This window comes from Burkholderia sp. Ac-20365, assembly GCF_017104715.1.
GTDB lineage: Bacteria > Pseudomonadota > Gammaproteobacteria > Burkholderiales > Burkholderiaceae > Paraburkholderia.
In genome coordinates, this window is sequence record NZ_JAAGPI010000007.1 from 302,616 (window position 1) to 322,434 (window position 19,819).

19 protein-coding genes are annotated in these 19,819 nt (G+C 62.7%); 14 read left to right on the forward strand and 5 right to left on the reverse strand.

The features are described 5' to 3' along the window. Window positions 1–2: 2 nt before the first annotated feature. The 4 genes from G3O01_RS15790 to G3O01_RS15805 are packed head-to-tail and all read right to left on the reverse strand — an operon-like array spanning window position 3 to window position 3,558. On the reverse strand, window positions 3–647 hold the full coding sequence (locus tag G3O01_RS15790; protein WP_205806062.1) for a HutD family protein: 645 nt from the start codon (window positions 645–647) through the stop codon (window positions 3–5). After that, complete coding sequence (locus tag G3O01_RS15795) at window positions 647–1,576, reverse strand: electron transfer flavoprotein subunit alpha/FixB family protein (RefSeq protein WP_205806063.1); 930 nt, start codon at window positions 1,574–1,576, stop codon at window positions 647–649. The genes G3O01_RS15790 and G3O01_RS15795 overlap by 1 nt, the downstream gene beginning before the upstream one ends. Then, the gene (locus tag G3O01_RS15800) at window positions 1,573–2,349 is read right to left on the reverse strand and encodes an electron transfer flavoprotein subunit beta/FixA family protein (protein ID WP_205806127.1); all 777 of its coding nucleotides are present in this window, start codon (window positions 2,347–2,349) and stop codon (window positions 1,573–1,575) included. The genes G3O01_RS15795 and G3O01_RS15800 overlap by 4 nt, the downstream gene beginning before the upstream one ends. 21 nt (window positions 2,350–2,370) lie before the next feature. Beyond that, on the reverse strand, window positions 2,371–3,558 hold the full coding sequence (locus G3O01_RS15805; protein ID WP_205806064.1) for an FAD-binding oxidoreductase: 1,188 nt from the start codon (window positions 3,556–3,558) through the stop codon (window positions 2,371–2,373). A 182-nt stretch (window positions 3,559–3,740) separates the two neighbouring features. Here G3O01_RS15805 and G3O01_RS15810 point away from each other — a divergent pair, with 182 nt between their 5' ends. Both G3O01_RS15810 and hutG read left to right on the forward strand, forming a co-directional pair. Continuing rightward, window positions 3,741–4,706 (forward strand): LysR family transcriptional regulator, encoded by a 966-nt coding sequence (locus tag G3O01_RS15810; protein WP_205806065.1) that lies wholly within the window; start codon window positions 3,741–3,743, stop codon window positions 4,704–4,706. Between the two features lie 20 nt (window positions 4,707–4,726). Continuing rightward, entirely contained in the window at window positions 4,727–5,524 is a 798-nt protein-coding gene (hutG, locus tag G3O01_RS15815; RefSeq protein WP_205806066.1) for an N-formylglutamate deformylase, read from the forward strand. Between the two features lie 226 nt (window positions 5,525–5,750). On the opposite strand, the gene G3O01_RS15820 is transcribed toward hutG, so the two are convergent. Next, window positions 5,751–6,353 carry an XRE family transcriptional regulator gene (locus G3O01_RS15820; RefSeq protein ID WP_054931109.1) on the reverse strand — a complete coding sequence of 201 codons (603 nt, stop codon included), beginning with the start codon at window positions 6,351–6,353 and terminating at the stop codon, window positions 5,751–5,753. Between the two features lie 247 nt (window positions 6,354–6,600). On the opposite strand from G3O01_RS15820, the gene glnT reads away from it, so the two are divergent. The 12 genes from glnT to G3O01_RS15880 all read left to right on the forward strand — a co-directional run bounded on the left by glnT (window position 6,601) and on the right by G3O01_RS15880 (window position 19,777). Beyond that, window positions 6,601–7,989, forward strand: a complete 1,389-nt coding sequence (gene glnT, locus G3O01_RS15825; RefSeq protein ID WP_241023981.1) for a type III glutamate--ammonia ligase — start codon at window positions 6,601–6,603, stop codon at window positions 7,987–7,989. Window positions 7,990–8,011: 22 nt separating this feature from the next. Then, window positions 8,012–8,920 (forward strand): class II glutamine amidotransferase, encoded by a 909-nt coding sequence (locus G3O01_RS15830; protein ID WP_205806067.1) that lies wholly within the window; start codon window positions 8,012–8,014, stop codon window positions 8,918–8,920. Further along, complete coding sequence (locus tag G3O01_RS15835) at window positions 8,908–9,597, forward strand: protein glxC (protein WP_205806068.1); 690 nt, start codon at window positions 8,908–8,910, stop codon at window positions 9,595–9,597. The genes G3O01_RS15830 and G3O01_RS15835 overlap by 13 nt, the downstream gene beginning before the upstream one ends. A 23-nt stretch (window positions 9,598–9,620) precedes the next feature. Beyond that, window positions 9,621–10,979, forward strand: a complete 1,359-nt coding sequence (locus tag G3O01_RS15840; RefSeq protein WP_205806069.1) for an FMN-binding glutamate synthase family protein — start codon at window positions 9,621–9,623, stop codon at window positions 10,977–10,979. A 214-nt stretch (window positions 10,980–11,193) separates the two neighbouring features. Continuing rightward, on the forward strand, window positions 11,194–12,540 hold the full coding sequence (locus G3O01_RS15845) for an ammonium transporter (protein WP_241024005.1): 1,347 nt from the start codon (window positions 11,194–11,196) through the stop codon (window positions 12,538–12,540). 230 nt (window positions 12,541–12,770) lie between these two features. Then, on the forward strand, window positions 12,771–13,448 hold the full coding sequence (locus G3O01_RS15850; protein WP_205806070.1) for a GntR family transcriptional regulator: 678 nt from the start codon (window positions 12,771–12,773) through the stop codon (window positions 13,446–13,448). Window positions 13,449–14,380: 932 nt separating this feature from the next. Then, the gene (locus G3O01_RS15855) at window positions 14,381–14,968 is read left to right on the forward strand and encodes an amino acid synthesis family protein (RefSeq protein ID WP_205806071.1); all 588 of its coding nucleotides are present in this window, start codon (window positions 14,381–14,383) and stop codon (window positions 14,966–14,968) included. Continuing rightward, the gene (locus G3O01_RS15860) at window positions 14,958–15,869 is read left to right on the forward strand and encodes an alpha/beta fold hydrolase (RefSeq protein WP_205806072.1); all 912 of its coding nucleotides are present in this window, start codon (window positions 14,958–14,960) and stop codon (window positions 15,867–15,869) included. The genes G3O01_RS15855 and G3O01_RS15860 overlap by 11 nt, the downstream gene beginning before the upstream one ends. Further along, window positions 15,862–16,818, forward strand: a complete 957-nt coding sequence (locus G3O01_RS15865; RefSeq protein ID WP_205806073.1) for a flavin reductase family protein — start codon at window positions 15,862–15,864, stop codon at window positions 16,816–16,818. The genes G3O01_RS15860 and G3O01_RS15865 overlap by 8 nt, the downstream gene beginning before the upstream one ends. A gap of 62 nt (window positions 16,819–16,880) precedes the next feature. Beyond that, a complete protein-coding gene (locus tag G3O01_RS15870) occupies window positions 16,881–17,924 on the forward strand; it encodes an LLM class flavin-dependent oxidoreductase (RefSeq protein WP_205806074.1) in 1,044 nt (347 codons plus the stop codon). Between the two features lie 42 nt (window positions 17,925–17,966). Next, on the forward strand, window positions 17,967–19,439 hold the full coding sequence (locus G3O01_RS15875) for an aldehyde dehydrogenase (RefSeq protein ID WP_205806075.1): 1,473 nt from the start codon (window positions 17,967–17,969) through the stop codon (window positions 19,437–19,439). Between the two features lie 23 nt (window positions 19,440–19,462). Next, a complete protein-coding gene (locus G3O01_RS15880; protein ID WP_205806076.1) occupies window positions 19,463–19,777 on the forward strand; it encodes an NIPSNAP family protein in 315 nt (104 codons plus the stop codon). Window positions 19,778–19,819: the final 42 nt, after the last annotated feature.

Sequence of the window (19,819 nt, forward strand, 5' to 3'; positions counted from 1 at the left end):
GATCAACGCTCCACGCCCGCAATCGCGATCGAAACCAGCCGGGCGCCCAGCCCGACCGCGTGCAGGTCGATCTCTTCACGCCGGCCTTCGAACCAGATGCCCGTCATCGGCTGCAGCGACACGCTGTTGAGCAGCGAGCTACCGATGCGCCATTCGCCCGCAACACAAAGCACGAGATGAGTCGACGCCGGCGTGACACGCAACGAGTGTGTCGCGACGCTCACCGCAGCCTGATACGCGCCACGACGTGTCATCACGTTGAGCACGTTCACGGGCTGCACGGACATGCTGGCCCACATCAGCAGATCGCCGGAAAACTGCACCGGCTGACCAGGCCGCGCGACCGACGCGCCATCTTGTGAATGCAGGTCCACAGCGCCTTCATCGAGCAACACGAGCGTGCGATCGAGCCCGGGAAACCGCGAAAACTTCGACGGTCCATTGAGCGTTGCGATACTGACGCGCCAGTCCACCGCGTGATCGTCGGCGGATTGCAGTGCGACGGTGCGGGTCGTGCCGCCGCCGTTCGCCCATGGCTCGGGCGCGAGCTTCGAGCAATCGAAGAAGTGAATCGACTGATGGGAATTCAGCGCGGTGGTTCCATGACGCTGCACAGACACGCGTTCAGGCGACAGTGCGTCGATCATCACGCGCTCCTCGCTGCGACGCGCGCTTCGAGTCCGCCGACCGTCTCGAACAGATCGCCGACGAGACCGACATCCGCGATCGAAAAGATCGGCGCATCCGGGTCCTTGTTGACGGCGACGATCAGCTTCGAGTCCTTCATGCCGGCCAGATGCTGGATCGCGCCGGAGATGCCGAAGGCCAGATAGACATCGGGCGCGACCGTGTTGCCCGTCTGTCCGACCTGCACGGCGTTGGGCGCGTAGCCGGCGTCGACGGCGGCGCGCGACGCGCCGAGCGCGGCGCCCATGTTGTCCGCCAGTTCGCCGAGCCGCTGCATGTTCTCTTTCGATGCGAGGCCGCGACCGCCCGCCACGACGATACGTGCGCTCGACAGATCCTGTCCCGTCTGCTGCGTCGCATGACGTTCGATCAGCGTCGTGTTGCCGAAGACTCGCGGTGCTTCGAGCGTCACGATGGTGGCCTGTCCGCCGTCACGCGCAACCGGCGCAAACGACGACGCGCGAAACGTCGCGAACGTCAGCGCTCCTTCGCTTGCGACGTTCGCCACGACGCTGCCTGCATACAGGCTGCGCACGAAGCGGCCATCGCTGGCGACACCCGTGACATCCGCGAGAAACGCGCTACCCGCACGCGCCGCTGCGCGCGGAAACGCGCCACGAGCCAGCGCGCGATGCGCGGCGGCGATCAACGCATAGTTTGCCGAAAGGCCTTGTAGCACGGCAGCGAGTGACTCGGCCGTCGGCGCGGTATCGAACGCCGCCAGCAGCACCTGTTCGATGCCCGCAATCTGCGCGGCTGCCTGTGCAGCGTCGGCATCGAAGACGAGCAGATCGACAGGCTTGCCGATCCGCAACGCCGCGCCGATCACGCGCAGGCTCGCGTCGCTGATGACGCCGTTGTCGATATCCACCAGAACGAGCGATCTCATGCTGCCACTCCTGTTTGTTCGAACACACGCTGCGCGGCGATCGCCTCGATCAACGCGGCTGTATCCGCGACCTTGATGCCCGCCTGCCGCGCGGGCGGATCGCTCAAGCCGAGAACGCGTGTTCGCGGCGCGAGGTCCACGTTGAAGACGCCCGCATCGATCGTCTTGAGCGGCTTCTGTTTTGCCTTGACGATGCTCGGCAGGGTCACACGCCGCGGCTCGGCAAGCCGCAGGTCCGCGCTGACGACGGCCGCGCCTTCGAGACGCCACGTCGCCGTGCCCGCATCGTCGCCGCAGGTCACGCGCCAGCCATTTGAATCCGCGTCGACCGCGCTCACGTCGAGCGCCTGAGGCCAGTCGAGCAGGCCCGCGAGCATCGCGGCGACGCCGCCCGTGTCGTCGTCAATGGCCTGTTTGCCGCATAGCACGAGGCCGTATCCTTCGTGCGCCGACAGATACGCGTGCAGCAGACGCGCGACCGCCAGCGAATCGAGTGTCGCGGTGGCTTCGCCCGTATCGATCAGCACGGCGTCATCGGCGCCCATTGCGAGCGCGGTGCGCAGCACGTCCTGACAGTTCGACTGTCCGCAGGTGAGGACGGTCACGTGCGTCGCGTGTCCCGCTTCCTTGAGTTGCAGCGCCTTTTCAACGGCGCATTCGTCGAACGGATTGAGCGACATCTTCAAGCCGTTGGTATCGATCGAACCGGTTGCGCTGACGCGTACACGCACATTCGGATCGACCACGCGTTTGACGGGAACCAGAATCTTGATGGACATAGCAGACTCCACGAATCAGGACACGGCGCCCGAACCATACTTGCCGACGAGCAACGCGCCCGTCGAGAAGCGGTCGAGCGCGTAGGGCGCGAGCGATACATCGGTCGGCTGGCCGAGCGCATGTTGGGCAAGCAGCTTGCCGATGCCGGGCGACAGCTTGAAGCCGTGGCCCGAGAAGCCAAAGCCAACTACCAGCCCTTCGACATCGCCGACGTTCCCGAGCACGGGATTCCAGTCCGGCGTAACGTCGTACACGCCCGTCCACGACGACGCGAGTCCCGCCGTTTCATAAGCAGGAAAGCGCTCGGCAACCTGCGCGCCGACTTCCGCGACGTAATCGAGCGAGATGTCGCCCTGTTCTGTCTCCGGCGCATTCAGCGTCTCGCCGACCACGCCTTCGGACACCAGCATCTGACTGCCGCCATAGCTGCGGAAATACAGCATGCCCGGCGAGCCGAGATCCTTGAACGCGGGCATCTTGAACGTGTACGCACCTTCGTCGCATTCGAGCGCGAGGACGGTGTGGCGCTCCGGCTTGACGGGCAGCGGCACGCCGATCCAGCCGGCCAGTTCGGGCGTCCAGATGTTCTGCGTGCTGATCAGCGTGCCGCAACTGAAGTTTCCCGCGCTGGTTTCGACGCCGACCACGCGGCGTCCTTCGCGGATCACGCCCGTCACCGTCGCGCCTTCGATGATCTTCACGCCGCGGCGGCGCGCCGATCTGGCGAAGCTGGTCGCGACCAGATACGCATCGGCGAAACCGGCTTCGGGCTCGTAGCCGATCAGGGCGGCGTCGTCGAAGCTGGCAATGGGCAGCCGCTCGCGCGCTTCATCGCGGCCGAGCAACTGCACTTCGATACCCATGTCGCGCTGTGCATCGAGCGATGCGCGCAGCGGTTCGAGCTTGTCGCCTTCGGGCGCGCAGATCATATAGCCGCATTTGACAAGCCCGCACGACGCTTCGTCGTCGCCGACGTATTCGGCGAAATTGTTGAACGCCCACCACGACGAACGCGCCAGCTCGACGTTCTGGCGCACGGAATAGTGCGTGCGCAGCAAGCCCGACGATTGCGACGTCGTGCCCGCGCCGATCGTGCCGCGCTCGAGAACGAGCACGCTTTTCGCGCCAAGGGCGGCGAGATGGTGGGCAACCGACGCGCCGATCACGCCGGCGCCGATCACGACAAAGTCATAGTGGCTCATGGAGACCTCTGGAAGGGCAATGGAGCCGATTCTAGAAAGCCAAAGCGCACGCGAATTTTGTATTAGGCAAACTTATGCTGCGTGCCCGAAAACGCTCATCGTGAGCGCGGGACGTTTTTGAAGGGGCACCATGCGTCGTCGCCGGGCGGCGCGTGCGGGCCGCCGACGACACTGGAGTCAGGATGAGACGAACCCAAACGCCAATCGATCTGCGCGCGCTGCAGGCTTTCGTCGCCGTGTGCGAGACGGGCTCGATGACGGCCGCAGCGAAGCAGTTGGGCGTGAGCCAGAGCGCGATCAGCCAGGCCGTGTCGGCGCTGGAACGCGAGCAGGGCATGACGTTGTTCGACCGCGACAGCCGTCCGCCGCGCCCGAATATCGCGGGCCGCGCGTTGCTGGAACTGGCGGGGCCGCTGCTCGAGCATGCGCAGATGGTGACCACGCGTATCGGCGATGCGTCCAATGCGGGGAAGCTGCCCGTGCGGCTGGGCTGCGTCGATTCGTTTGCGGCGACGGTCGGTCCTGAACTGATTCGCGCGGTGTCTAATTCGACGCGGCAGATTTCGTTGTGGTCGGGACTCACGCCGGGCTTGTCGAAGCAGTTGCACGACCGCGAACTCGATATCGCCGTGTGCACGCAGACGACGCTCAACGATGCGCGCATCGTCGAAGTTCCGCTGTTTTCCGAGGCGTTCGTCGCGGTGGTGGCGCGCAGTCATATCGCGGGCCGCGCGCAGATCGACTGGCGCACGCTGGCCGCCGAACTGCCGTTGATCCGTTACACGGCGCGCTCGGTGATCGGCCAGCAGGTTGAGCGCTTTGCGCGGCATCTGGGTATCGACAGCCCGCGCCGTTATGAATTCGATGCCACCGATCCTTTGCTCAGCCTCGTGGCCGCGCGTCTCGGCTTCGCGATTTCGACGCCGCTATGTCTGTGGCAGGCCCGTCATTATCTCGACGAGATTGCTGTGCTGCCGCTGCCGTCGGGGCGTCTCGGTCGACGCGACTTTTTTGTGTTGCACCGGCAGGGCGAGTGGGATGACTTCGCTAGTGAAATCGTCACGCTGACGCGCGCCGTGATCGACCGTTCGATTCAACCGGCGCTCGCGCGCGCGTTGCCGCAACTGCCCGACGACGCGCTGCGCTGATTCTTCATGGAGTGATGCCAATGAATGAGCTGTACACGTTGCAACGTGGCGATGCGCCGCTGCTGGTTTCGATTCCGCATTTGGGGCACAGCATCCCGCCTGCGATGCGGCATCTCTATACCGACGAAGCACTGACCTTCGTGGACACAGACTGGCATCTCGACCGTCTTTACGATTTCGTGTCGAAGGAGCTAGGAGCGACGTTGCTCGGCGCGAACGTGTCGCGTTATGTGATCGACCTGAACCGCCCGTCGAACGACGAGAGCCTGTATCCGGGGCAAACCACGACAGGCCTTTGCCCGACCGAGACGTTTCGCGGTGAGCCTGTTTATCGCGCGGGCTGCGAGCCGGACCCGGATGAAAAGCAGCGGCGTGTCGCGCAATACTGGACGCCGTATCACGACACGCTGCGGGCCGAACTCGCGCGTTTGCGCGAACGGCACGCGAATGTGCTGCTATGGGAAGCGCATTCGATTGCGAGCGTGTTGCCGCGTCTGTTCGACGGGAAGCTGCCCGATCTGAACCTCGGCACGCAGGACGGCCGCACGGCTGCGCCCGCGTTGCAGGCAGCCGCCGAATCGGCTGCGGCACAGAGCGACTTTACGTGGATCGCGAATGGCCGCTTCAAAGGCGGCTATATCACGCGTCATTTCGGCGCGCCGCGCGAAGGCATTCATGCAATCCAACTGGAGATGTGCCAGTCCACGTACATGAATGAAGAAGCGCCCTTCGCGTACGAACTGCAGCGCGCCGAACGTGTGCAGCCGGTGGTGCGCGCGATGATCGAAGGCGCGCTGGGAGCGTTGCAGACTTTATAAGCAACGCTGATACAGCGTCGTAACTGGCCTTACCGTGTCAGTGCAGATGCGCACCAGATTCACGATTCGGCCGCACCGCAGTCAGGCAGGCGCAGTGACAGTGCAAACGATGTCGAACGAAGCCGAATGCCGCAATGCGCCGCCAGTGTTTATTCGCAGGAACTTATGATTCCCTTTGATAAACATGGCATGGACGTTGCATAAAGAAGGACGAAGCAGGCGCGGTTCACTCGGCGGCAGGCTGGGAGTAGACGAAGATCGACAGGAACTGGATCGGCGTCTTGATCAGCCGTTCGGGACCATGCGGTACGTCGCCCCGGAAGGTGAGTGTGTCGCCGGGATGCAGGATGTAGGTTTGCTGGCCGTGGCGGTACTCGATCACGCCCTTGAGCATATGGATGAATTCGGTGCCGGGGTGTTCGAAGACGGGGAAGCGTTCTGCCTCGTCTTCCATCGTGATCAGGAACGGCTCGAAGAGTTTGCGCGGTCCCTGGTCGTAGGCGAGCAGATGGTAGGTGTGGCCGCGTTTCGTGCCCTTGCGGACGACCTCCATGCCGCCGCCTTTCTTGACGAGCTGGGCGCCGCCCTGCGGTACGTCGAAGTTGCGGAACAGCGTCGACATCGACACGCCCAGGGCCTGCGCAATGCGGTTGAGTACGTCGAGTCCGGTAGAAGTCTGCGCGTTTTCGATTTTCGAAAGCATCCCGCGGCTGATACCGGCCTGTTCGGCGACCTGCGCGATGGTCAGTCCATGTGACTGACGCAACTCGCGGATCGTCGAGCCGAGATAGCGTTCGAGCGGTGATTTGCTGTCGTCCCCGTTTTGCATGGTTGGCCTCGATGAAAAGGCAAGGTTAGCAGATCGCGACGTTGCGCCATGTATGTAAGGGAAGGCTCAGTCGCGCCCGATGGGTTTCATGTGGGGAATCATTGTTGCATAACAATAAATTCCGCCGCGAACATGCGGACATGCCTGCAGTGCGCCGATGGCGTCGCGGCATGCTCGTGCAGCCGGGTCATGCGCAGGTCGCGTGGCTTTTTCAAACCAGCGAAGGATGTTGTTGCAAGGAGTGGCGATGAACCTGAACGACGCGAGCAAGCTGCCCGTCAACGAGCTAGGAAGCGTGCCGCGCTTCGAGACGGCGGAAGACGCGCAAGCCTGGCTCTCACAGCAGGGCGTGAAATACGTGCTGGCGCAATTCGTCGATATTCACGGCGTGGCGAAAGCGAAGTCGGTGCCCGTTGCGCATCTGAAGGGCGTGCTGAAGGCGGGCGCGGGCTTCGCCGGTTTCGCGATCTGGGGCGTCGGCATCGAGCCGAACGGTCCCGACTTCATGGCCGTCGGCGATCTGTCGACGCTCACGCCGATGCCGTGGCAAACGGGCCTGGCGCGCATCGTGTGCGACGGGCATGTGGATGGCAAACCGTGGACCTACGATTCGCGCGTGACGCTGAAGAAGCAGGTCGCGCGCATGACGGAGCGTAACTGGACGCTTTTTACAGGCCTCGAACCCGAGTTCTCGCTGCTGCGCCGCTCGGCGTCGGGCGTGCTCGAACCGTGCGACCCGAGCGATACGCTTGCCAAGCCGTGCTACGACTACAAGGGTTTGTCGCGTACGCGCGTCTTCCTGGAAAAGCTCACCGAATCGATGCGCGACGTCGGCATCGACGTGTATCAGATCGATCACGAGGATGCGAACGGCCAGTTCGAAATCAACTACACGTACACCGACTGCCTGACCTCGTGCGATCACTATGTGTTCTTCAAGATGGCCGCATCCGAGATCGCTAACGAACTCGGCATGATCTGCTCGTTCATGCCGAAGCCGTTCGCGAATCGTCCGGGTAATGGCATGCACATGCACATGTCGATCGGCGACGGCGAGCGCAATCTGTTCGCGGACAAGAACGATCCGCTCGGCATGGGACTGTCGAAGCTCGGCTATCAGTTCACGGCGGGCCTGCTCGCGCACGCGCCTGCACTGGCCGCGCTGTGCAATCCGACCGTCAATTCATACAAGCGCCTCGTGGTGGGCCGCTCGCTGACGGGCGCAACGTGGGCGCCCGCGTATATCAGCTATGGCGACAACAACCGCTCGACGATGGTGCGCATGCCCGGCGAGCGTATCGAACTGCGTCTGCCCGATGGCGCATGCAATCCGTATCTCGCGACGGCGGCCGTGATCGCGGCGGGGCTGGATGGCGTCGAGCGCGAACTGTCGCCCGGTCAGCCTGCTAACGACAACCTCTACACGTGGACGCCGCAGCAGTTGCAGGAGCGCCAGATCGGCGTGCTGCCTCAGAACCTCGAACAGGCACTCGACGCGCTTGAGTCAGATCGGTTGATCTGCGACGCGCTCGGTCCCGTTGCCGATGAGTTCCTCAAATTGAAGCGCATGGAATGGCTCGAATACATGCGTCACGTGTCGGACTGGGAGCTGAAAAGCTACCTCGAATTTTTCTAAGCATCACCAGGAGGAAGAAATTATGTGTGGAATCGTAGGTCTGCTGGTGAAGACACCGGCACTACGCGAACGGCTCGGCGAACTGATGGTGCCGATGCTGATCGGCATGACGGAGCGCGGTCCGGATTCGGCGGGTCTGGCCGTATTTGGCAAGGCAGTCGATGCGAGCCAGCGCAAGCTGAGCCTGTATGCGGGCTTCACCGAAGAAGGCGATCGTTTTGCATGGACGCCGCTGCTCGACGCGTTGAACGCGGCGATGGACGTGACGGCGCGTATCGAAGCGAAAGGCAATCATGCCGTGCTGACGCTGCAAGGCAATGCGGAAAGCGTAAAGAGCTGGCTGCGCGAGCATTATCCGAAGCTGTATCTGCTGTCGACGGGCCGTTCGATCGATCTCTACAAGGACATCGGCACGCCCGCGCAGGTCGCGGACCGTTATGGCTTCGCGAACCTCAAAGGATCGCATCTGGTCGGCCATACGCGCATGGCGACGGAATCGGCTGTGACACCGGATCGCGCGCACCCGTTCACGGCAGGCGAAGACTTCTGTCTCGTGCACAACGGCTCGCTGTCGAACCCGTATGGCGTGCGCCGCAAGCTGGAGCCGCAAGGCATTCACTTCGACACCGACAACGACACGGAAGCCGCCTGCCGCTTTCTCGAATGGCGTCTGCGTGAAGGCGATGCGTTGCCGGAAGCGTTGCAGAAAGGCTTCGAAGAACTCGACGGCTTCTACACGTTCCTGATGGGCACGACGACGGAACTCGCGTTGATCCGCGATCCGTTCGCGTGCAAGCCCGCTGTCGTTGCCGAGAACGACGACTACGTGGCGATCGCGTCCGAGTTCCGCTCGCTCGCGCATCTGCCCGACATCAGGAACGCGAAGGTATTCGAACCGGCACCCGAGGAGATGTATGTATGGAAAGCGTGACATTCGACCTTGAGCGCGGATCGGTCAGGGAAGTGAACCAGTATCTGCACGGCGATGCCACTGCGCTCAAAGGCCAGCAGATCACCGTGACCTCGCCGAACGGCGCGCACAACATTGCGGTCGGCGTCGATGCCGACGTGAACATCACAATCGACGGCCACGCGGGCTACTACGCGGGCGGCATGAACAAGCACGCGAACATTGTGATCGAAGGCAGCGCGGGTACGGGCGTGGCCGAAAACATGATGAGCGGCAAGGTTCATGTGAAGGGCTTCGCATCGAATGGTGCGGGTGCGTCCGCGCATGGCGGACTGCTCGTGATCGATGGCGATGCGGGTTTGCGTTGTGGCATTTCGCTGAAGGGCGGCGATATTGTCGTCGGTGGATCGGTGGGCAGTTTTTCGGCGTTCATGGCGCAGGCGGGCCGCATGGTGATCTGCGGCGATGCAGGCGATGCGCTCGGCGACTCGCTCTATGAAGCGGTGCTGTACGTGAAGGGCGATGTGAAATCGCTTGGCGCGGATGCGCAGTTCGAAGCGATGACGGATGCGGACGTTACGGCGGTTGCCTCGCTGCTCGACGCAGCAGGCCTGAAACACGATCCGCGCGCGTTCAAGCGCATCGCTTCGGCGCGCACGCTCTATCACTGGAACGCCGACGCGGACCAGGAATATTGACCACCGAATACGAGAACGTCCCCATGGAAAAGCCCATCCATTTCGCCCGCTTGCAGCAGGAAGAGTCGCAAGGCTACGACCGCAAGACGATCGATTACATCCACACCGCCGCACAGCGCGGACTCTATGAAATCCGTGGCCTCGGCGCAAAGCGCCGCGTGCCGCACTTCGACGATCTGCTGTTTCTCGGCGCGTCGCTGTCGCGCTATCCGCTGGAAGGCTATCGCGAGAAGTGCGCGACGCAAACGCTGCTCGGCACGCGCTTCGCGAAGAAGCCTGTCGTGCTCGACATTCCCATCACGATTGCAGGCATGAGCTTCGGCGCATTGTCGGCGAACGTGAAGGAAGCATTGGGCCGCGCGGCCACGGCAGCCGGCACCTCGACGACGACCGGCGATGGCGGCATGACACAGGAAGAGCGTCAGTCGTCGAAGACGCTGGTGTATCAGTGCCTGCCGTCGCGCTACGGCTTCAATCCCGACGACGTGCGTCGCGCCGATGCGATCGAAGTCGTGATTGGCCAGGGCGCGAAGCCGGGCGGCGGCGGCATGCTGCTCGGACAGAAGGTCAATCCGCGCGTGGCGTCGATGCGTACGTTGCCTGCTGGTGTCGATCAACGTTCAGCCAGCCGCCACCCTGACTGGACAGGCCCCGATGATCTCGCGATCAAGATTCAGGAACTGCGCGAAATCACCGATTGGGAAAAGCCGATCTACGTGAAGGTCGGCGCGACGCGCACGTTCAACGATGTGAAGCTCGCCGTGCATGCGGGCGCGGATGTGGTCGTGATCGACGGGATGCAGGGCGGCACGGCGGCGACGCAAACGTGCTTCATCGAGAACGTCGGCATTCCGACGCTGGCCGCCGTGCGTCAGGCCGTCGATGCGCTCGAAGACCTGAACATGAAAGGCACGGTGCAGCTGATCGTATCGGGCGGCATTCGCACGGGCGCTGATGTGGCCAAAGCGCTTGCGCTTGGTGCCGATGCCGTGGCGATCGGCCAGGGCGTGCTGATGGCGCTCGGCTGCAACAGCGACACGTACTTCAAGGACGGCGCGCTGCATTCCGCCACGGCCGATTACGCGGCGCTCAACACGTCGCCGGGATTCTGCCATCACTGTCATACGGGCAGGTGCCCCGTCGGCGTGACGACGCAGGATGCCGTGCTCGAACAGCGTCTGCAACCGGAAGAAGGTTCGCGCCGCGTGCGCAACTATCTGAAGACACTGAACATGGAACTGACGACGATCGCACGCGCCTGCGGCAAGCAGAACGTGCATCACCTGGAGCCGGAAGACCTCGTCGCGCTGACGGTAGAAGCGGCAGCGATGGCGCGCATTCCGCTCGCGGGCACGTCGTGGATTCCTGGGCAGCAGTATTGATATCGAAGTGATGCGGCGGGCGCGCGCCCGCCGCAAGTAGCCGTGATAACGCTTCAAGCTTTTCCGCAATCCCCGCAGTTTCTGCAGTTCCCGCAGTTCAGTTAAGTCCACACATTACCGTCAACGCTTCCCGCGTATCGCACGCGGCATGCCGCGACGTTTTCCAAAGGATCGCGCAATGAAAAGTCTGGTCAGATGTGTTGCGTTACTCACGATGCTGGCGCTCGCGATGCCGGCTTTCGCCGCCGACCCTGTGCCGAACAAGGGCGACACTGCATGGATGATCGTCGCGACGCTGCTCGTCGTGATGATGGCCGCACCGGGGCTCGGGCTGTTCTACGGCGGCATGGTGCGCGCGAAGAACATGCTGTCGGTGCTGATGCAGACGCTCGTCGTGTTCTGTCTGCTTGGCGTGTTGTGGGCGCTGTACGGCTACAGCGTCGCGTTCACCGAAGGCAATGCGTTCTTCGGCGGCTTGAGCAAGGCGTTTCTTGCAGGCGTCACGCCGGACACGACAGCCGCGACCTTCAGCAAGGGCGTGGTGATTCCCGAGTACATCTATGTCGCGTTTCAATTGACGTTCGCGGCGATCACGCCTGCGCTGATCGTCGGCGGCATTGCGGAGCGTGCGAAATTTTCGGCTGTGCTGCTGTTCATGGTGCTGTGGTTCACGTTCTCGTATCTGCCCATCGCGCACATGGTCTGGTACTGGCCGGGCCCCGATGTGTACACCAGCGCCGCAGCGGGTGAAAAGGCGACGGCCACGGCGGGCTTCCTGTTCCAGAAGGGCGCTATCGACTTCGCGGGCGGCACGGTGGTGCACATCAATGCGGGGATCGCGGCGCTGGTCGGCGCGATCATGATCGGCAAGCGGACAGGCTATGGGCGCGAAACGATGGCGCCGCACAACCTCACGCTGACGATGGTCGGCGGATCGCTGCTGTGGGTCGGCTGGTTCGGCTTCAACGTCGGATCCAATCTGGAAGCGAACGGCGCGGCAGCACTCGCGTTCGTCACGACCTTGCTTGCGACGTGCGCGGCGACGGTGGCGTGGACTTTCGTCGAATGGACGCTCAAGGGCAAGCCGTCGATGCTCGGCGCCGTGTCGGGCGCGATTGCGGGGCTCGTAGTGATTACGCCTGCTTGCGGTTTCGTCGGACCGATGGGCTCGATCGTGATGGGCTTTGCAGCGGGCATCGTGTGCTACTGGGGCGTGAATGGGCTCAAGCGCCTGCTCGGCGTCGACGATTCGCTCGATGTGTTCGGCGTGCACTGCCTGGGCGGCATCGTCGGCGCGCTGCTGACGGGCGTGTTTGCGTCGCCGCGGCTGGGTGGCACGGGCGTCTACGATTACGTTGCGAACAAGGTTGGTGATTACAGCATCGCCGATCAGTTGATCTCGCAATGCTGGGGTGTGGGGACCTCGCTGGTGTGGTCGGGCGTCGTGTCGGTGATCGCGTTCAAGCTGGTCGATATGACGATTGGCCTGCGCGTCGAACAGGATGGCGAGCGCGAAGGGCTGGATCTCAGCTCGCACGGCGAGAACGCGTACCACTCGTGAGCGCGAGGCCATACACCGGCATGCGGCGGCGGCTGCGAGCGCGCGTTGCGCGGCCTGCGCAGCGCGCCGTGCGTGCACGGGCGCGGCGTGGCGTGATGAGCGAACCGGCGGCGGTTCGCATCGCGGGCCGGCATCACGGCAAGATGGACGATAATATGGCATTCCAGCCGACGCGCTTTCGTTTGTGCGGCGTGCGGCAGGGCCTTCGTCCATTTTCCTTATTGCCGCCTATGTCAGACCTCAGAATCGACCGCAACGCCAAGACCCTGCGCGAACTCACGCTGGACAAGCTGCGTGGTGCGATCGTGCAGGGTTATTTCCGGCCGGGCGCGCGGCTCGTTGAACGTACGTTGTGCGACGAGCTGGGCGTGAGCCGCACGGTAGTGCGCGAAGTCCTTCGGCATCTGGAGACGGAAGGGCTCGTCGAAATCGTCGCGCGGCAAGGGCCGATCGTCGCGCGGCTCGACCCGGAGCAGGTTGGGGAGATTTACGAGCTGCGTGGTTTGTTGGAAGCCAATGCGGCGCGTGCTTGTGCCGAGCAGTCGACGCCCGAACTGGTGCAGCAGTTGCGCGGTATTCGCAAGCACATCGAAGATGCTTTCGTGCAGCAGGATCTGCCGCGTGTGCTCGAGTTCACCGAACGGTTTTATGACGCGATGTTCGAAGGTGCGCAGAAGCATGTGTCGCTGACCGTCGTGAAGACGCTGAATGCGCGGATCAACCGGCTGCGCGCGCTGACGATTGCTACCCCTGGTCGGGGTGATGAGTCGAATCGCGAGATGAATACGTTGCTCGATGCGATTGAGCGGCGGGATGGGGAGAAGGCGTCGGCGGCGTCGTTTGCGCATATCCGGAGGACGGCGGAACTGGCGTTGAAGGTGCTGGCGGAGCAGGAAGGCGTGGAGTGAAGTGGGTTTGGCTTTTGTCTGCGACGCTGGGGTGGTTTGGTTTGCCTGGTCTTTCGCTGGCATCCGCGCTATGCCTTCGTGCTTCATGCGTTGCCCCTGTGCGGGGCGGCACCTACTTTTCTTTGCCGCGGCAAAGAAAAGTAGGCAAAAGAAAGCCGCTGAACACCGCCAGTTCTTGACCACCGCCTGAGGGCCCCCAAGGGTTCCTCTCCTTCATGCGGCATCGCTCTTCTCGACGCCCGCTGCCAACGCTTCGAATTGGCTCATCACCCGCTTCATGCTCCTGCGTCGCCGCCGGCGCGATCCCATCTCCCACGTTCTATAGCGGCAAACTGTGTGTCGGCTTTCGCGGCTCATGCGTTTCACTTCGGACTGAAAACCCAGGTCATGGCTCGAAAGCACGATCGGTGTCGTAAGAGCGCTGACGCGTGGAGCACTACGACCTACACACAGTTTGCCACCTGGGCGGCATCAACCATTCGCTGCTGCCAGCTGCGCTACGGGTGATTGAAGTGGGTGAGGCGCTTAGCCGAAGCGTTGGCAACGGGCATTGAATGGCAGAACGCCGTGTGAAGTGGAGGACCCGTTGGGGGCCCTCAGGCGGAGGTCAAGAACGGGCGGTGTTAGCCCGCTTTCTTTGCTTACTTTCTTTGCGGCGGCAAAGAAAGTAAGTGCCGCCCCGCACAGGGGCAACGCCTGCGCCGCGTAGGCGCTAACGCGGATGCCAGCGCAGAGCCATAAAAACCAACCTGGCGTCACAAGACAACCCTAAAACCGCCCCACATCGAGCAACGCCAAAAACATGCCAGCATTGGCATAACCCATATCATGGTATTCCATAATATTGACGCACTTGGTGCGGACCATAAGATGGCATACCATAATCTCAACGAACGACATTCACGGCAAAAAGCCGCCGCAAGGAGAGCGATATGAAGCTGGAAGTGCGCAAGCTGGTCACCTACGTCGAAGAGACCTTTATCGAGGGCGGCAAGGAAGCACCACGTCCGCTGAAGCTGTTCGGCGCAGCAGCCGTGCTACGCAACCCATGGGCGGGACGCGGTTTCGTCGAAGACCTGAGGCCCGAAATCCACGGTCTCGCACCGCAACTCGGCGAAATGCTGACGGCGGAAATGCTGCGCGTAGCGGGCTCAGGCGATGCAATCGAAGGCTACGGCAAGGCCGCCATCGTCGGCACATCGGGCGAAATCGAACACGCGTCGGCGCTGATCCACACGCTGCGTTTCGGCAATCACTACCGCAAGGCCGTCGGCGCGAAGAGCTATTTGAGCTTCACCAACCTGCGCGGCGGCCCGAACTGCCCGATCTCGATTCCGCTGATGCACAAGCACGACGAAGGCATGCGCTCGCACTATCTGACCGTGCAGTTCTCGATCGTCGATGCGCCCGCGCCCGATGAACTTGTGATCGCGCTCGGCGCGTCGATTGGCGGACGTCCGCATCACCGCATCGGCGACCGCTATCAGGACCTGAAGGAGCTCGAGTCCAATGAAGCCTGAACTTGCTCCCGTGCTCGCTGTGTCGCGTGGCGAAGCGAGCGGCACGAGCTACAGCGTGCACGCGTCGCAGTCCGCCGATGCGCGCGAAACGGTAGTGCTGATTCACGGCGTAGGCATGAACCAGAGCGTGTGGGCGCCGCAGATCGACGCGCTGACGTCCGCTTTTCAGGTCGTCGTGTACGACATGCTCGGCCACGGCGACAGCGGACTGCCGACCGCCATGCCGACGCTCGACGAGTACGCGTCGCAACTCGATGCACTGCTCGATACGCTGTACATCGAGCGCGCTCATGTGGTCGGGCATTCGATGGGCGCACTGGTCGCACTCGAATTCGCACTGGCGCATCCCGAGCGCACACTGAGCGTGGCAGCGCTCAACGCGGTCTACGACCGCACGCCCGCGCAGCGCGCGGCGGTGATGAACCGCGCCGCGACGCTCGGCGATACGTCAGCGGAAAAGCCCGCCGATGCGAGCACCGAAGCCGGCATCGACGCCACACTGTCGCGCTGGTTCGGCGATCCGATTCCCGTGCACCTGACGCAAGCGGCGCAAGCCGTGCGCGGGCTGCTGCTGTCGGTCGATCCCGTCGGCTATGCGCGCACGTACCGGCTGTTCGCTTCTTCGGACGATGCCCATGTCGGCCGGCTCGCGAGTCTGTCCGTGCCCGCGCTGTTCCTCACGGGCGAATGCGATCCGAATTCGAGCCCGGCGATGTCGCGCGCGATGGCAGCCGCCACGCCGCATGGCCGCGCGGAAATCATCGCGAGCGAGCGTCACATGATGAACGTCACCGACCCCGCGCGCGTCAACGCAAGCCTGCTCGCGTTCCTCGCCGAAGCGTCGGCCGCGAGTCTGACGCAAGCCGTCAATGGATCGATCTCTGGAGAACATCATGGCTGAGACTCCCAATCCGCAGCCCTTCGATATCGCGGAATTCCGCCGCGCACTCGGTGCGTTCGTGACGGGCGTGACGGTCGTCACGACGATCCAGCCCGACGGCTCGCCGCGCGGCTTCACGGCGAACTCGTTCACATCGGTATCGCTCGATCCGCCGCTCGTGCTGGTATGCATCGCGAAAACTGCCTCCAGCTACGAGGTGTTTTCGCAGACGAAACACTTCGCGATCAGCGTGCTCGCTGAAGACCAGAAGAACGTGTCGGGCGTGTTCGCATCGAAAGCCGCCGACAAGTTCGCGCAAGTCGCCTGGTGCGCGCGGACAACGGGTGCGCCTGTGATGGATGACGCCGCCGCGAGTTTCGATTGCACGACACATGACGTGGTCGATGCCGGCGATCACATCATCCTGATCGGACGCGTAGTCGATTTTGTTCATACCAGTTCATCGCCGCTCGGCTATTGCCGGGGCGCGTATGTGAACTTCAGTCTGTCGCAGGAAGCGCTTGCGGCAGCGGGTGCACGCGCGCAGGTCGGTGCGATTCTCGAACATCGCGACGGTCTCGTACTGCTGGATACACCAAAGGGTCTGCAACTGCCAACGGGACAGAAGCTCGAAACCGCAAGCGACGCAACGAGCCTGAACGGCGTGCTCGCGAAACTCGGTCTCAAAGTCCATCTCGACTTTATTTTTGCCGTGTTCGAATCGGGCAGCGGGTCTTCGTCGAGCGTGCAGATCTACTACCGCGGCCGCGTGATCGAAAGCGGCGCGGCATGGATGGACAGCGCGATCCGCATCGTGCCGCTCGGGTCGATTCCATGGAACGAACTGCGCGACGACGCCGTACGTTCGATGCTGGAACGCTACGTGCGCGAACGCAGTGAAGACGCATTTGGCATCTATGTCGGCGATACGGAAGCGGGCACCGTGCAGACACTCGCACTCGCGCACTGATCTTTCTGTTCGCCCCGCTGCGCGCAAAGCAAACTCGCAGTTGCCATCGGAGAAGACACATCATGAAGTTTTCGTTGTTCCTGCACATGGAGCGGTACGACAACACGACGTCGCATCGCGAACTGTTCGACCAGATGACCGAGCTGGTGCAACTGGCCGAGCGCGGCGGATTCGAAACCGCGTGGATCGGCGAGCATCACGCAATGGAATTCACGATCGCGCCGAATCCCTTCGTCAACCTCGCGTATCTCGCGGCGAAGACGGAGCGCATCCGTCTCGGCACGGGCACGGTGATCGCGCCGTTCTGGCATCCGATTGCGCTCGCTGGCGAAGCGGGCATGGTCGATGTTGCGAGCAATGGACGTCTCGATCTCGGCATCGCACGCGGCGCTTACTCGTTCGAATACGAGCGTCTGCTGCCGGGCCTCGACGCGATGGGCGCGGGCGCTCGCATGCGTGAACTGGTCCCCGCGCTGCGCAAGCTTTTCAAGGGCGATTACGCGCATCAGGGCGAATTCTGGTCGTGGCCTTCATCGACGCCCGTGCCGCGTCCGATACAACAACCGCATCCGCCGATGTGGCTCGCCGCACGCGATCCGAATTCGCACGCATTTGCAATTGCGAACGGATGCAACGTGCAGGTGACATCGCTGGCTGCAGGCGATGCCGAAGTCGTGAGCCTGATGGAACGTTTCAATGCTGCGTGTGCAGCGCATCCCGACGTGCCGCGCCCGCAAGTGATGATGCTGATGCATACGTTCGTCGGTGCCGATGCGGCTGAAGTGGATGCCGCTGTCGAAGACCTTGCAACGTTCTATCGCTATTTCAGCAAGTGGTTCAAGAACGAACGTCCCGTCGAGCAGGGTTTCATCGAGCCGCTGACGGACGCGGACGTCGCGATGTTCCCGCAGTATTCGTCCGAAGCGATCCGCAAGAACCTCGTGATCGGCGAGCCTAAACAGGTGATCGCGCGATTGAAGGGCTACGAAGAACTCGGCTACGACCAGTACAGCTTCTGGCTCGACAGTCATATGAGTTTCGAGCGCAAGCGCAAGTCGCTGGAGCTGTTCATCTCCGACGTGATGCCTGCCTTCGCATCGCGCTGATCCAACCGACGCAACGCAGTAACCGAACTTGGAGTAGCTGACATGGTCCAGCGGTTCCAGCAATACATCGATGGAGCGTTCGAAGATGCGCGCGAGCAGTTCGACAGCATCGATCCATCGACGGGCGACGTGTGGGCCCAAATGCCCGCTGCCAGTGCCGACGATGTCGATCGCGCAGTGCGTGCGGCACATCGCGCATTGACCGATCCGGCGTGGGCAAACCTGACGGCGAGCGCGCGCGGCAAGCTGCTGTACAAGCTCGCCGATCTCGTCGCGCAACATGCGCCGCGTCTTGCCGAACTCGAAACGCAGGACACGGGCAAGATCATTCGCGAGACGCGTAGCCAGATCGGTTACGTGGCCGAGTACTACCGCTATTACGCAGGCGTCGCCGACAAGATCCAGGGCGCGTGGCTGCCCGTCGATAAGCCCGACATGGAAGTGACGCTGCGACGCGAACCTGTCGGCGTGGTGGCGGGCATCGTGCCGTGGAATTCGCAGCTGTTTCTGTCGGCCGTCAAGATCGGCCCGGCGCTTGCGGCGGGTTGCACGATCGTCCTCAAGGCGTCCGAAGAAGGCCCCGCGCCTTTGCTCGAATTTGCGCGGCTCGTGCATGAGGCCGGCTTTCCGAAAGGCGTCGTCAACATTGTGACGGGCTTTGGCAACGATTGCGGCCGCACGCTGACGAGTCATCCGCTCGTATCGCGTATCGCGTTCACAGGCGGTCCGGAAACCGCGCGACATGTGGTGCGCAATTCGGCGGAAAACCTTGCGTCGATGTCGCTGGAACTGGGCGGCAAATCGCCCGTGCTGGTATTCGACGATGCCGATCTCGACAGCGCATGCAATGCCGTCGTCGCGGGTATTTTTGCGGCGACGGGCCAAAGCTGTGTCGCGGGCTCGCGCCTCGTCGTGCAGCGTGGCATTCACGATGCGCTGATCGAACGTCTGATCGCGAAGGCGCAGGCGATCCGCATCGGCAATCCGCAGGACATGGAAACCGAAATGGGCCCGCTCGCGACGCGCCGTCAACTCGAACATATCGAACACGTACTGCGCGCGAGCATTGAAGCGGGCGGTCGCTTGGTGACGGGCGGCAAACAGCCGGACGGTGTGGGCAAGGGCAACTACTTCCTGCCGACCGTCGTCGATTGTCCGCACGCGAAAGTGCCGAGCGTGATGGAAGAACTGTTCGGACCGGTGTTGAGCGTCGTCACGTTCGATACGGAAGCCGATGCGATCGCGCTTGCCAACGACACGCGCTACGGCCTCGCTTCCGGCGTCTTCACGCGCGATCTCACGCGCGCACATCGACTGACGCGTGCGTTGCGCGCGGGCATCGTGTGGGTGAATACGTATCGCGCGGTTTCGCCCATCGTGCCGTTCGGCGGCTACGGATTGAGTGGTCTCGGACGCGAAGGCGGACTCGAAGCTGTGCTCGAGTACACGCGCACCAAGTCGGTCTGGATTCGTACATCGGATGAACCGATCGCCGACCCGTTCGTGATGCGCTAAAGCCCAACTCTCGAGGAAGCCACATGTACTACGAAATCCGCACGTATCGCATCAAGACGGGCGCGGTGCCGGCTTATCTGAAGCTCGTCGAGGAAGAGGGCATCGAGTTGCAGAAGCGGTATCTGGGTCAGTTGATCGGCTACTTCGTTTCGGAGATCGGCCCGCAGAACCAGATCGTGCATATCTGGGCCTACCCGAGTCTCGACGAACGCGAACGCCGCCGTGCGGCGCTTGCTCAAGACGCGACGTGGCAGGCCTTTGCGCCAAAGATTCAGGCGCTGATGGAAGAGATGGAAAACAAGATCATGAAGCCAGCGCGTTTTTCGCCGCTTGCCTGAGTCTGAGAGAGAACGTTCGACTGGCCGCCATACACATTGCCT